At 65.6% G+C, this 13,422-nt stretch carries 13 protein-coding genes; 6 read left to right on the top strand and 7 right to left on the bottom strand.

Annotation, left to right across the window (positions count from 1 at the left end; translation table 11 throughout):
* The first annotated feature begins 44 nt into the window (after positions 1-44).
* Positions 45-1,424, top strand: a complete 1,380-nt coding sequence (locus ACT3TS_RS01115; RefSeq protein WP_444529656.1) for an amidohydrolase — start codon at positions 45-47, stop codon at positions 1,422-1,424.
* A gap of 113 nt (positions 1,425-1,537) precedes the next feature.
* Here the strand turns inward: ACT3TS_RS01115 and ACT3TS_RS01110 are convergent, their stop codons facing one another.
* Together ACT3TS_RS01110 and soxR are read right to left on the bottom strand one after the other, a co-directional pair.
* A complete protein-coding gene (locus ACT3TS_RS01110) occupies positions 1,538-2,245 on the bottom strand; it encodes a transglycosylase family protein (RefSeq protein ID WP_444529655.1) in 708 nt (235 codons plus the stop codon).
* A gap of 274 nt (positions 2,246-2,519) precedes the next feature.
* On the bottom strand, positions 2,520-3,047 hold the full coding sequence (soxR, locus tag ACT3TS_RS01105) for a redox-sensitive transcriptional activator SoxR (protein ID WP_444529654.1): 528 nt from the start codon (positions 3,045-3,047) through the stop codon (positions 2,520-2,522).
* Between the two features lie 95 nt (positions 3,048-3,142).
* On the opposite strand from soxR, the gene ACT3TS_RS01100 reads away from it, so the two are divergent.
* The gene (locus ACT3TS_RS01100) at positions 3,143-3,379 is read left to right on the top strand and encodes a hypothetical protein (protein ID WP_444529653.1); all 237 of its coding nucleotides are present in this window, start codon (positions 3,143-3,145) and stop codon (positions 3,377-3,379) included.
* 138 nt (positions 3,380-3,517) lie between these two features.
* On the opposite strand, the gene ACT3TS_RS01095 is transcribed toward ACT3TS_RS01100, so the two are convergent.
* Together ACT3TS_RS01095 and ACT3TS_RS01090 are read right to left on the bottom strand one after the other, a co-directional pair.
* The gene (locus tag ACT3TS_RS01095) at positions 3,518-4,693 is read right to left on the bottom strand and encodes a cystathionine gamma-synthase (protein WP_444529652.1); all 1,176 of its coding nucleotides are present in this window, start codon (positions 4,691-4,693) and stop codon (positions 3,518-3,520) included.
* Positions 4,694-4,723: 30 nt separating this feature from the next.
* Positions 4,724-6,109: a cystathionine beta-synthase gene (locus ACT3TS_RS01090; RefSeq protein ID WP_444529651.1), complete on the bottom strand. Its 1,386-nt coding sequence runs from the start codon at positions 6,107-6,109 to the stop codon at positions 4,724-4,726.
* A gap of 79 nt (positions 6,110-6,188) precedes the next feature.
* On the opposite strand from ACT3TS_RS01090, the gene ACT3TS_RS01085 reads away from it, so the two are divergent.
* The 3 genes from ACT3TS_RS01085 to ACT3TS_RS01075 are packed head-to-tail and all read left to right on the top strand — an operon-like array spanning position 6,189 to position 7,643.
* On the top strand, positions 6,189-6,773 hold the full coding sequence (locus tag ACT3TS_RS01085; RefSeq protein ID WP_444529650.1) for an AAA family ATPase: 585 nt from the start codon (positions 6,189-6,191) through the stop codon (positions 6,771-6,773).
* Entirely contained in the window at positions 6,770-7,231 is a 462-nt protein-coding gene (locus ACT3TS_RS01080) for a helix-turn-helix transcriptional regulator (protein WP_444529649.1), read from the top strand. The genes ACT3TS_RS01085 and ACT3TS_RS01080 overlap by 4 nt, the downstream gene beginning before the upstream one ends.
* Positions 7,232-7,241: 10 nt before the next feature.
* Positions 7,242-7,643 (top strand): VOC family protein, encoded by a 402-nt coding sequence (locus ACT3TS_RS01075; protein ID WP_444529648.1) that lies wholly within the window; start codon positions 7,242-7,244, stop codon positions 7,641-7,643.
* Between the two features lie 100 nt (positions 7,644-7,743).
* On the opposite strand, the gene ACT3TS_RS01070 is transcribed toward ACT3TS_RS01075, so the two are convergent.
* Positions 7,744-11,202, bottom strand: a complete 3,459-nt coding sequence (locus ACT3TS_RS01070) for a bifunctional proline dehydrogenase/L-glutamate gamma-semialdehyde dehydrogenase (protein WP_444529647.1) — start codon at positions 11,200-11,202, stop codon at positions 7,744-7,746.
* Between the two features lie 187 nt (positions 11,203-11,389).
* On the opposite strand from ACT3TS_RS01070, the gene ACT3TS_RS01065 reads away from it, so the two are divergent.
* The gene (locus ACT3TS_RS01065) at positions 11,390-12,364 is read left to right on the top strand and encodes a LysR family transcriptional regulator (protein ID WP_444529646.1); all 975 of its coding nucleotides are present in this window, start codon (positions 11,390-11,392) and stop codon (positions 12,362-12,364) included.
* Here ACT3TS_RS01065 and ACT3TS_RS01060 read toward each other — a convergent pair.
* Complete coding sequence (locus ACT3TS_RS01060) at positions 12,331-13,068, bottom strand: WXG100 family type VII secretion target (protein WP_444529645.1); 738 nt, start codon at positions 13,066-13,068, stop codon at positions 12,331-12,333. The two genes, ACT3TS_RS01065 and ACT3TS_RS01060, sit on opposite strands and share 34 nt — an antisense overlap.
* A 108-nt stretch (positions 13,069-13,176) precedes the next feature.
* On the bottom strand, positions 13,177-13,422 hold a 246-nt coding region (locus ACT3TS_RS01055), incomplete at its 5' end, for a hypothetical protein (RefSeq protein ID WP_444529644.1).

The following is a 13,422-nucleotide window of genomic DNA, read 5'->3' as shown; positions in this document are numbered from 1 at the left end:
GCTGTAGCTTGGAGGGGTCCACAGACGGCAAGCGAAAGGCAGTCATGAGCAGCTCACAGCCCACACCCAACCCCGGATTTGTGCCAGGCCGGGTAACACGCAGGGCGGCTGCTCCCGCGGGAAAGCCGGGCTCGGTGCCTGTGAAGCCAACGGGCAGTGCCGGGAGGAAACCGGCCGCGGCTCCTGCCAAACGACCCGACACGGCGAGCATCAGCGCGGCCATCCGAGAGGCCGCAGCGGCCGCGAAGAGGCGTGTTTTGGCCATCACCAACGCCCATGTGGTGCCGGTTGAGGGCGAACCGTTTGACGGCACCGTGCTCATCGAAGGCGGCAAGATCCTTGGGCTGGGCGCCTCGCTCCAGGTCCCTGACGGTGCCGACGTCCTCGACGCGAAGGGCCAGTGGCTGCTGCCCGGCCTCATCGACGCGCACGTCCATCTGGGCATGGACCCCGAAGGCGAATTGGGCTCCACCAACGACGTCAATGAAATGACCGACCCCGTCATGGCAGCGGTGCGCGCCATTGACGCCGTCGACCCCTTTGACCCTGGATTCGACGACGCCCTGGCCGGCGGCATCACCGCCGTCAACGTCAACCCCGGTTCGGGCAACCCGATCGGCGGCCTGGCAGTGGCGCTGCACACCCATGGCCGGTACATCGAGGAAATGGTGCTGCGCTCCCCCAGCGGGCTCAAATCGGCCCTCGGGGAGAATCCCAAGACTGTTTACGGCGAAAAGAAGCAAACACCCTCCACCCGACTGGGCACGGCGTTGGTCATCCGGCAGGCCTTCATGGCCGCGCAGAACTGGCTGGCACTGCCCGAGCCGCGGCCCCGGGACGCCCACATGGAGGCGCTGGCCATGGTCCTGCGCCGCGAGATCCCGTGGCGCCAGCACTGCCACCGCGCCGACGACGTCGCCACCGCGATCCGGCTGGCCGACGAGTTTGGCTACGAGCTCGTCATCGACCACGGCACCGAAGCCCATGTTTTGGGCGACGTGCTGGCAGCGCGCGGCACCCCCGTGTTGATCGGCCCGCTGTTCACCACCAAATCCAAGCCTGAACTGCGCGCCAGGTCCCTCGCCAACCCGGGGAAGCTGGCGGCGGCCGGCGTCGAAATTTCCATCATCACCGACCACCCGGTGGTGCCGATCAACTTCCTCGTCCACCAGGCCAGCTTTGCCGTGCGGGAAGGGCTGGACCGCGATGTTGCGCTGCAGGCCATCACGATCAATCCGGCCAAGGTGCTGGGCCTGGCGGACCGGATCGGCTCGCTGAAGGTTGGCAAGGACGCCGATCTGGTGCTCTGGAGCGGTGACCCGCTGGATGTCATGGAGCGCGCCATGCAGGTTTTCATTGGCGGAAAACCTGTTTACACCTACGACGGCGACACCCGGGTTGGTGCCGCAGCCTCCCGCGTGTAGCCCACCCCGCAAACAGATCTGACCCGCAGTAATGGTTGCTGAAACAATCTAAATCGATTGTTTCAGCGACCACTACTGCGGGTCAGATTTGCTGGTGAGGGAGAGCGCGGCGACTAGGCCGGGAGCTGCAGCACCGCACCGGTGAAGATCAGGTCGGGGTGGATGACGGTGTCGGCGTTGGCCTGGTAGAGCGTCTCCCATCCGCCTTCGATGCCCAGCTTGTCAGCAATCGTGGCCAGCGTGTCGCCGGACTCGATGGTGTACGTCTCGCCACTCAGCGCAATCTGCACCGGCGCCGGGGCCTGCTCGACGGGAGCCTGCGCCACAGGTGCCTGCTCGACAGGTGCCTGTGCCACGGGTGCCTGCTGTGCGTAGGCTTCCACGGGAACCTGCTGCTCGGGCACAACCTCGCTGGACTGTGCAGCCACGGGGGCAGGTGCTGCCGGAACTGCGGCGGGCGAGTAGGCCTCGCCGCCTCCGCCGCTCAAGCCAAGCTGTGCGGCACAGGAAGGCCATGCACCCCAGCCCTGGCCGGCCTGGACGTTCTCGGCAACTGCGATCTGCTGCTCACGCGTGGCACTTTCCGGAGCTCCAGTGCCGCCATAGGCAGCCCAGGTGCTCGGGGTGAACTGGAGGCCGCCGGAGAATCCGTTGCCCGTGTTCGTAGCCCAGTTTCCGCTGCTTTCACATTCCGCAAGTGCGTCCCAGGTGCCGCCGTCCGCCGCGTTGGCTCCGGTTCCGGCTACAGCCAGTCCCCCGCCGACGAGGGCGCCCACAGCCAGGAATCGGCCGACATTGCGAGTAAGTTTAGTTTTTTTCATCAATGCGTTCTCCCAAAGGCCACCTTCGCTCCATCCGTCCCCGGACATCTGCGCGCCACCGTCCAACCTGTAGATATGGAGGTTGCTTCCATGGCCTTCCGCGTGACGGTGTTCGGTGTTGGAAGGCCTGGGCATTCTTGGGCGGCGAAGAGACGCCGACCGCCCCGCAGGGCATGATTTAGTCTAAAACGATATCAAATCGATATGCAAATCAGCAAACTGTGACCTTACTGCCATATCTTTTAACAGCTTCATGGTGTACTTTGTGTTTTCCTCATTGCTTTGCCTCATCCGGGCGCGCTGCTTCCTGCCCTGCACGAGGTCCCTGACCCGTCCGTCTGCCCGCAATTTCGGCCCTTCTCACCCACCGTGAGCCGGGCCCCTCCGCTGCCGCAGCGTCATCCGGATTGAACAAGGTGCACTTCCCCAGGGACAGGCACCCGCAGCCAATGCAGCCGTCAAGCGACTGCTGCAACACTTCCAGCTGACGGATCCGCTGTGCCACCATGGCTGCCCAGTTCGTGCTCATGCGGGTCCATTCCCGCTGCGTCGGAGCCCTGTCGGCGGGAAGTTCGCCAAGCGCGTCGGTGATTTCCTGCAGGGTCAACCCCACGCGCTGTCCGGCTGCCACGACTGCCAGCCGGCGCAGGGTGTGCCGGGGGAACTGCCGCTTGTTGCCAGGTGTTCGCTCAGACTGGATCAGCCCCCGCTCCTCGTAATAGCGCACTGTGGGCACGGTGATGCCGGCGCGCCGGGCCAGTTCACCGATGGGGAGCAGTTCATTGGGTGCGATGTGGGCCATGGATTGAATGCTGCCACGACTCGAACTTGACCTCAAGTTAGCTTGAGCTAGTTGGCTGGTGTCTTGCCACCCCACCGCGTCCATTGGAGAACCTCGTGACTGCATCGTCAATCCCCGCCGGCAAGCCTGCGCACACGCGCCGCCCGCCATCCAATCCTGAAGCCGACGCTGCCCCGGCGACCGGGAGCACCCGCCGGCAGCGACTGGTGCGCCTCACGACGCTGCGGCGTCAGGCCCGCACCGCCGGCGGGATCCAGACCCAGCCCACGAAGCTGCGCCCCCATGAATCCCTGCCGATGCTGTGGGCCGGGCACCTCGGCGGGCCGCCCTGACCCACACAACCTGACACCCACAACAAGAACGCTCTCGCAGCAATGGCTGGATTCTCCCGAACGCTTCGCCACTGTGTGAGAAAGCGTTCGGGAAAAAGGCACCATTGCTGCGAGAGCGTTTGGGTGGGGCGGGGAAGGCTAGTTGAGCGTGCTGAACGCCTTCTCCAGATCGGCGATCAAGTCTGCGATGTCCTCGATGCCCACCGACAGGCGGATCAAGTTCACCGGCACCTCCAGCTCCGTGCCCTTCACCGAGGCGTGGGTCATTTCCGAGGGGTAGTTCATGAGCGATTCAATCCCGCCCAGCGACTCCGCCAGCGTGAACACCTCCGTGGACTCCGCCACTTGGCGGGCGGCAGCCTCGCCGCCCTTGAACTGGACCGAGATCATGCCGCCAAAGCCGCGCATCTGGCGGGCGGCCAATTCGTGGCCCGGGTGGTCGGCCAGCCCCGGGTACAGCACACGCTCAACCTCGGGGCGGGTCAGCAGCCATTCGGCAATGGTCTGCGCGTTGGAGCAGTGCCGGTCCATGCGCACGCCCAGGGTTTTCAGCCCGCGCGTCGTCAGCCAGGCTTCCATCGGTGCCGACACGGCGCCCACGGCAAACTGCACGAAGCCGATCTTCTCGGCAGCCTCTGCATCGGAGAGGATGATCGCTCCGCCGGAGGCGTCGGAGTGCCCGCCAATGTACTTCGTCGTGGAGTGCACCACAATGTCGGCGCCCAGTGCCAGCGGGTTTTGCAGGTACGGGGAGGCGAAGGTGTTGTCCACCACCAGGAGCGCGCCGGCGGCGTGCGCCACGTCGGCGAGCGCGGCAATGTCGGTGATCTTCATCATCGGGTTCGACGGGGTCTCCACCCACACCATCTTCGTGTCACCCTCGGGCCCGCCCGCGGCAACAGCGGCAGCCAGCGCATCGACGTCGGACATGTCAACGGCAGCATTGCTGATGCCCCACACGGACAGGACCCGGTTGATGAGCCGGTAGGTGCCGCCGTAGACGTCGTTGCCCATGATGATGTGGTCGCCCGGGACCAGCAGTGCGCGGATCAGCGCGTCCTCGGCGGCCAGGCCGGAGGCGAAGCTGAACGCGAAGTCGCCGCCCTCGAGCGCCGCCAGCTGTTCCTGGAGCGCGTCGCGGGTGGGGTTGGTGCCGCGGCCGTATTCGTAGCCGTTGCGGAGTTTGCCGATCCCGTCCTGGGCAAAGGTCGTGGTTTGGTACAGCGGCGGGATGACCGAGCCGGTGGTGGGGTCGGGGGTCTGGCCGGCATGGACGGCGCGGGTGTTGAAGCCTTGGGTGGAGTGGTCGCTCATGATGCTCCTAAAAAATCGGTCGTTGAGGTATCAGTCGTTGAGGTAGTTGAGGAGGTCGTGGCGGGTCAGCACACCCACCGGGGCGCCCACAAACGTCACCATGAGCGCGTCGACGTCCTGCAGCTTGGTGCGCGCGGCGGAGATCGGTTCCAGCGAACCGATGATGGGCAGCTGCGGCTGCATGTGTTCGGTGATCTTGTCGGTGAGCCTGGCCTCGTGCCGGAACAGCTTGCCTGTGAGCGTGCGCTCATCGACGGCGCCAATGACTTCGCCCATCACCACGGGCGGCTCAGCGGAGAGCACGGGAATCTGGGAGACCCCGTATTCAGCCATCAAGTTGATGACATCGCGCACCGTCTCGTTGGGGTGGATGTGCACCAGCTCCGGCAGCTGCCCGGTCTTGGCCTTGAGGAGATCGCCAATGGCCGGCTCATCCGTGACCTTCAGGAAGCCGTACGACTGCATCCACTTGTCGTCAAAGATTTTGGCCAGGTAGCCGCGTCCGCTGTCAGGCAGAAGCACGACGACGACGGCTTCCGGTCCCAGATCCCTGGCAGCTTCCAGCGCGGCCACCACTGCCATGCCGGAGGAACCGCCCACAAGCAGGCCCTCCTCGCGCGCCAGTCGCCGGGTCATGGCGAAGCTGTCGTTGTCGGTGACGGCGATGACCTTGTGCGGGACCTTGGGGTCGTAGGAGGGCGGCCAGATGTCCTCGCCCACCCCTTCCACCAAGTAGGGCCGCCCGGTGCCGCCGGAGTAGACCGAGCCTTCCGGGTCGGCGCCGATGATCTGGACCTCGCCGCCGTCGGCCTCGGGACGGTCCGATGAGACCTCGCGCAGGAAGCGGCCGGTGCCGGAGATGGTGCCGCCGGTGCCCACGCCGGCCACAAAGTGGGTGACCTTGCCCTCGGTGTCGCGCCAGATTTCCGGGCCGGTGGTCTCGTAGTGGCTCAGCGGCCCGTTTTGGTTGGAGAACTGATCGGGCTTGTACGCGCCGGGAATCTCCTGCACCAGCCGGTCGGAGACGCCGTAGTAGGACTGCGGGCTGTCGGCCGCGACCGCCGACGGCGTCACCACCACCTCGGCACCGTAGGCCTGCAGGACGGCGCGCTTGTCCTCACCGACCTTGTCGGGGACCACAAACACACAGTTGTAGCCGCGGGCCTGGGCCACCATGGCCATGGCCACGCCGGTGTTGCCGCTCGTGGGCTCAATGACCGTGCCGCCGGGCTTGATTTTTCCTTCCCTGGCGGCCTCATCAAGCATTTTCACGGCAATGCGGTCCTTGGCCGAACCACCGGGATTCATGTATTCCAGCTTAACCAGGATGGTCGCTTGGATGCCCTCGGCGACCTTGTGCAGTTTCACCAGCGGCGTGTTGCCAATGAGGTCCAGGACGGAATTCGCATACTTCATACACCTAAACGTATCTTCCGCCCGGAGGCTCGCCAAGACGCGTTACCGTTTACTGCTCCGACGGCAATAAACTTGGGGCATGCTTACGGCTGCCGATCCCCTGCCCGCACGGCCGCACCGCGTCTTGGTCGCAGGGGTTTCCGGCTCGGGCAAAACCACGCTGGCCGGCCAGCTTGCCCGGATTTTGGCTCTCCCCTGCACGGAGCTCGACAGCCTGTACCACGGGCCCAACTGGATGCCGCGCACAGACTTTGAGGACGACGTCGACCAGCTGACCAGGGCGCCGGGCTGGGTCACCGAGTGGCAGTACCGGCAGGTGCGCCGGCTGCTGGCCGGGCGGGCGGACACGCTGGTGTGGCTCGATTTTCCGGTGTGCGTTTCCATGGCACGACTGATCCGGCGCACGGTGCGGCGCCGGCTGCTGGCAGAGGAGCTTTGGAACGACAACTTCGAGGGCCCGCTCTGGACCATTTTTACCGACCGCGACCACATCATCCGTTGGGGCTGGCGCACGCGACACTCGCTCAAGGCCCTGGTGCCCTCGCTGGAAGGGAAGTTTCCGGGGTTGCACGTGGTCCGGCTGACGTCACCTGCAGAGGTTGACGCGTGGCGGGAGCGGTTGGCGGCGGTGGTTGCCGAGCCGGCCCGCGAGGCCGGGTCATGAGCGGCACGCCCGATGCGGCATCGGAGGAGCTGGCCACGCTCACGCTTCTGCGGCAGGCCAGGGACATGATCGACAGGGACTACGCGCAACCGCTGGACGTGCCCACCATCGCGGCGAAGGCATTCATGTCCCCGGCCCACTTCTCCCGCAAATTCCGGGCAGCCTATGGCGAAACCCCCTACAACCACCTCATGACGCGCCGCATTGAACGCGCCTCGGCCATGCTGCGGGCGGGCATGAACGTCACCGACGCGTGCATGGCCGTGGGCGCCACCTCGCTGGGCTCCTTCAGCAGCCGCTTTACGGAAATCATGGGCGAGACGCCCAGCAGCTACCGGGCCCGGGACCACAGCGCCGTCGAGTCCATGCCGCCGTGCTTCGTCAGATCCACGACCAGGCCGGCCCGCAACGGCAAGTCGAGCAGGATCGAAGAAGCGCCGGCAGCGTCCCCGCACTAGCGTGGCTGTCATGACCATTTCACTGCAATACACCCACTTGACAGTCAACAATCCCGACGAAGCCATCGCCTTTTACCGTGACGCCCTGGGCTTGGAAGTCTCCAACGACGTCAGCAATGGCGACTTCCGCTGGGTCACCATGGGCACCAGCACCCAGCCCGGCCTGGGCATTGTGCTCTCCGAACCGCACGCCGGCCGCTCCCGGGAGGACGGCGACGCCATGGCCCAGCTGCTCGCCAAGGGCGTGCTGCCCATGATCAATTTCAGCGCCACCGACCTCGACGCCACGTTCGAGAAGGCCGTAACGGCCGGCGCGGAGGTCCTCCAGGAACCCGTCGACCAGCCGTGGGGTCCGCGCGACTGCGCCTTCCGCGACCCGTCGGGGAACATGGTCCGCATCTCCCAGTCCTGACCCCTCCCCATGCACAACTGTGTAGCAGTTGCTGGATGAAAACAGCCTCGGAAGGCGCTGTCCTGGCCATCAACTGCCACACAGATTATGGCGAGGGCGGTTAGATCAAGCCGTCCGAGAGGTGGTCGGGGGTGCCAAAGCGGTGCGCCGTGATGCTGACCGCCTGCTCATGCAGGAACGGCAGCATCTCGATGCGCCCGGCCTCGGTGACCTCGCCGTGGTAAATGGCCAGGTCCGGGCGCCCGCCGCTTGCCTCGTACACGGCCGCGGCATCCCCCTCAATCAAGCGGATCCGGCCGGCCCCGAAGCGGCGCACGGTGGTGAGCCAGGCGTTGTCATCCTCGACGGTGACGCGGATGCGCAGACTCACCAGCAGTGCCTTGACGGCGCTGGGAAGTTCGACGCCGGAGGAGACTTCCGGTGTTGCGCCGGCCAGGATTCCTGCCGCAAGCACGCGCAGCAGCTTCGCCATGGAACCGCCGTCCGCGAGACGGACCAGCGGGTTCAGCGGCAGATAGCGGAACACATTTCGTTCGGCCGACAGCGCCGAAACATCCCTGGCCGTGCCGAACTCCGACACCCAGGCTGCCGCGTCGCTGTGCAGCGAGCGCGCAAGGAAACCTTGCTCGGCGTCGGACAGTGAAGCGGCGGCCGTGAGCAGCTTGCGGGCGTTGTCGCCCAACGGCGCGGTGGCAGTGGACTCGGCGGGCAGCCAGCTGCCCAGGCCGGCGAGGTAGTTGGGTCCGCCCGCCTTCGTGCCGGCCCCGACCGCTGATTTCTTCCAGCCGCCAAACGGCTGGCGCTGCACAATGGCGCCGGTGATGCCACGGTTGACGTACAGGTTTCCGGCCTCGACGGTGTCCAGCCAGAGTCCAATCTCCGCCGAATCCAGTGAATGCAGGCCGCTGGTCAGGCCATACTCGATCCGGTTAACCATTTCGAGGGCTTCTTCCAGCGTCTCCGCCGTCATGATGCCAAGGACGGGGCCGAAGAATTCTGTCAGGTGGAAGTGCGAGCCTGCAGCGACGCCCGTGCGCACGCCCGGGGACCAGAGCCGCCCGGTGGAATCCAGCTGGCGCGGCTCGATGGCCCAGGCTTCGCCGGCGTCAAGAGACGTCAGGGCACCCAAAAGCTTGCCTGCCGCCGGCTCGATGATGGGCCCCATTTGGCTGGTGGCGGTGTCCGGGTAGCCAACGCTGAGGCTGGCTGCCGCGTCCAGAAGCTGGTTCCGGAATCGGGGCGACTGTGCCACGGAGCCCACCATGATCACCAGCGAGGCGGCGGAGCATTTTTGCCCGGCGTGCCCGAACGCGGACTGGACCACATCCCTGGCGGCCAGGTCAAAGTCGGCGCTGGGCGTGACGATGACGGCATTCTTGCCGGAGGTCTCGGCGAGCAGCGGCAGGTCGGTGCGGAAGCTGCGGAACAGCTCCGCTGTCTCATAGCCGCCGGTCAGGATGAGCCGGTCGACGGCCGGGTGCGCCACAAGGGCCCGGCCAAGTTCGTGCTCGCCCAACTGGACCAGGGCCAGCACTTCGCGGGGGACGCCGGCGTCCCACAGCGCCTGGACCATGACGGAGCCGCTGCGCTGGGCCTGGCGGGCCGGCTTGATCACGACGGCGGAACCCGCGGCCAGCGCCGACAGCGTGGACCCGGCGGGGATGGCCACCGGGAAATTCCACGGCGGGGTCACCACGGTGAGCTTCGCTGGGACAAACGTTGCGCCGTCGACCGTTTCCAGGTCCTTGGCGCGCTCGGCATAAAAGTGGGCGAAGTCGATCGCTTCGCTGACCTCCGGGTCGCCCTGGTCCAGCGTCTTGCCGGTCTCGGCGGCCATGACCTCCAGCAGCTCCGCACGGCGGGCGGCAAGGACGTCGCCGGCGCGGTGCAGGATGGCGGCGCGCGCGGCCCCGCCCATGGCACCCCACGCCTTTGCGCCGTCGACGGCGGTGTCAACAATGCGGTTCAGCTCGCCAACGTCGGTGACGGTGGTCGCCGCGACGAGGTCGTTGCCGAGCACGGAGGATGGGATGCGGGCCAGGATTTCGTTGCCCCAGACCCGGTTGGCTGCCAGCGCCGGGTCGGTGTCCGGGGTGTTGGCAAAGCCGCCGGCGCCAGCATCAGTGGCCATGGCGGGCTCGCTGCGGTCCTGTAGGCGATTGGAGGGCGGCACAGAGGTGTCCAGTGCGGCGAGAGAGATCAGGAAGCGGTTCTTTTCGCGTTCAAACAAGGCCTCGTTGTCGGTGAGTTCAAACACGGCGGACATGAAGTTGTCCTGGCTGGCGCCTTCCTCCAACCGGCGGATGAGGTACGCGATGGCCACGTCGAACTCGCCCGGGTGGACCACCGGCGTGTAGAGCAGCAGGGAGCCGACGTCGCGCCGGACAGCCTCGGCCTGGCCGGTGGCCATGCCCAGCAGCATCTCGAATTCCAGCTGCCCGGCGCCGGTGTTGATGCCGCGTTCCTTGGCGAGCAGCCAGGCGTGGGCCACGTCGAAGAGGTTGTGGCCGGCCACGCCGATGTGCACATTGTTGATGTGTTCGGGGGTCAACGCGTAGTTCACGATGCGCTTGTAGTTGGTGTCGGAATCCTGTTTGGTGCCCCACGTCGCCAACGGCCAGCCGAAAACGGATGCCTGCACCTGTTCCATGGGGAGGTTCGCACCCTTGACGATCCGGACCTTGACCGGCGCTCCGCCGTCGGCCCTTCTTGCTGCGGCCCATTCCTGCAGGTCGATCATGGCGGCAAGCGTGTCGGGCAGGTAGGCCTGAAGCACGATCCCGGCCTCGAGGTTCTTGAATTCCGGCTTGTCCATGATCCGCTTGAACACGGCGATCGTCATGCCCAGGTCCTTGTATTCCTCCATGTCCAAGTTGATGAACTTGGGCGTCGCGAAGGAATTGGCCAGGGAGTACAGCGGGGTGAGCTTGTCCACCACATGGTTGACGGCGTCGTCGAAGGCCCAGGCGGAGTGCGGAGCCACCGTGGAGGATTCCTTGATGGAGACATAGTCGACGTCGTCCCGCGCCAGCAGCTTCAGGGTCCCCTGAAGCCGGCGGTTGGCTTCGTTTTCGCCGAGGACGGCCTCGCCGAGGAGGTTGATGTTCAGCTCGGTGCCGCCCGCCCGGATCTTGGCGATGGCCGGGCCCAGCTTCGCGTCGGTGGCGTCAACTATCAAGTGGCCCACCATGTCGCGGAGCACCTTGCGGGCAATCGGGATGACAAGTTGCGGCAGAACGGGAGCCATCACACCTCCCAGGCGGACAGCGCCGCGCATGTACCAGGGCAGGAACCCGGGCACTTTCGGGGCCAACACGGCCAAATTCCGCCCCGCAGCAGCGAGATCTTCGGGACGGATCACGCCATCCACAAAGCCGACGGTAAACTCCAGCCCCTGCGGGTCCTTCAGCACGCCGGCAAGGCGCTGAGCCGACACGTCAACAGGGAATTTAGCGGCTTCCTCCAGCCAATGCCTGACCAGTTCGATGGTCTCGTTGGCGAGGTCATTGCCGGGGACCGGGATGTTCGCGGCGGTGGCCGCAGTGGCTGTGCTTGTCATGGCGTCCGTGCGCTCTTTTCTACTGGTGCCGCGGCGGTGGCGGAGCCTGTGGCGGAGCCTTCCGTGGTGTCTTCCTTGACTCCTCCGGGGTTCCCTTTAAGTCCAGTATGCGACTAATATTCAATTAGTAAAAGTGGTGTTTTTTGACGAGTATCAGTCAGTTCTTCTTTACTATCTGGAGTGCCCCGTGTTGGATGTAAAACGGCTGCGGCTGCTGCGTGAATTGCACATCCGCGGAACCTTGGCGGACGTGGCCTTGGCCCTGCAATACAGCCCGTCCGCGGTGTCCCAGCAGCTGGCCCTGTTGGAGAAGGAAGCTGGTGTGAAATTGCTTCGCAAGGTGGGGCGGCGGGTCCAGCTGACAGCCCAGGCGGAGATTCTGGTGGCCCACACGGCGGACATCGTGGAGTCGCTTGAGCGCGCCGAAGCCGACATGGCCGCTTCGCTGACAACAGTTGCTGGCTCGGTGAAGCTGGCCGTGTTCCAGTCGGCCGCCCTGGCCCTGCTGCCGGAACTGCTCACGGCGATGTCGCGGCGCTACCCCGAGGTGCGCATTGAAATGACGCAGCGCGAACCGGAGACGGCACTCTATGAGACGTGGGCGCGTGATTTCGACATGGTGGTGGCCGAACAATATCCCGGTCATGCCGCGCCCCGGCATCCGGAGCTGGACAAGGTGGTGCTCACAACCGATGCGATCCGGTTGGCCGCACCTTTTCCCGGCACCTCCGGAACTGTGTCCAGGCTGCGCACCGAACCCATCACCCACATTGAGGACACCGCCGGGCTGCCGTGGGTCATGGAGCCGCGCGGGGCAGCGTCCCGGCACTGGGCGGAGCAGGCGTGCAGGCAGGCCGGCTTTGAACCTGATGTCCGCTTTGAGACTGCCGACCTGCAGGCCCAGGTCCGCCTCATCGAGTCCGGCAACGCCGTGGCACTGCTGCCGGACTTGATGTGGACCGGGCGAGAACCGGCACTGACGCTGACCGAGCTGCCCGGGCTCCCCCGGCGGACGGTGTTCACGGCCGCCCGGCGGGCCAGCCGCCGTCGTCCTGCCATTCTGGCCTGCCGGGAAATCCTGGCGCAGACGGCCCTGGACATCTCAGGCGGGCCGGTTGCCGATCCCGGCTATTCGGAGTCCGGGCCGGAAAAGGCTTCGTAGACGCCGGGCTGCACCAGATTCGCGGGTTGGTCCCGAAGTTCCGGAACGTCGTCAATGATGGCCCGGTCCGGCAGGGTGTGGAGGGGCTCCCGGAAATCCGGGGCGTCCTCAGTGTTGAAGTGCCCTGGTAGGGCCTCCGCCACGGGTCCAAAGACAGGGTGCTCACGGCCGGGAGCGTCCTCGGCCGTCGGGACCGGTATCTCCACCGGAATAATTCGCGCAATCGGAGGCTTGTAGAGCCCGCCTGTCTCGTCCGGCAATTCGTACAGCTCGCTGGTGTCAATAATCAGCGGGAGCGCCTTCGCAACGTCGAATTCAATCGGGCTGCTCTCCGGCCCGTCACCCGCACCCTGGAATCCGGGCATCTCGCTGGTGTCAATAATCAGCGGGAGCGCCTTCGCAATCTCGAAGCCAGAGGGGCCGGCCCCCGCACCGCCCCCGGAACTTATGGTCGATTGCTCCCGAGCTTCCTTGCGCACAAGCTCGGCCGTATCCCGCATCATGACGGCAGCTTCCGCGATTCTCCGTGCGTGGATCGTGCGAAACTCCCCCTTCGCACGCTGCGCGTCCGCCCCTGTCCAACGGACACTTTGAAAGCGTCCGCCCAACTGCTCGCGCAGCCCATCCAGCTGATCGGCCCCGCCGTCCATATGCTTGGCAAGGCTGCGAAGCTCTTCCGGGTCCGACCCGATGAATCCTGACACTATTGCCCCCAGTGGGTTGAAATACCGTTTTTCAGAGCCTACGCGCCAGCTCTGCACAGTTACATGGGGAGAGGTGCCCACCGGCAAGGACAGCGGGTGGAAAAGGGCTCACGGGCGTTGGTTCTTGTTTTTGGGTTGCTCCGCTTTCATTGTCCGCATTGCTGCAGCCTTGCCGCGTTTGGAGGTGTGGCTGGGAATCCCTGTTGCGTCGGAGGAAGCCTGAACCGCCATCGCCATCGCCAATTCGTGCCGTAGCGTCTGGTTCTCTCCGAGTGCTGGTGTTAGTTCCAGTATTGGTGGCGGGTGTTTGTGTTGGCGGGTTTGGGGAGGCCGTGGTGGTAGGTGTTGCGGCTG

Source organism: Specibacter sp. AOP5-B1-6, assembly GCF_052376555.1.
GTDB lineage: Bacteria > Actinomycetota > Actinomycetes > Actinomycetales > Micrococcaceae > Specibacter.
This window is presented reverse-complemented; position numbering and strand designations above follow the sequence as displayed.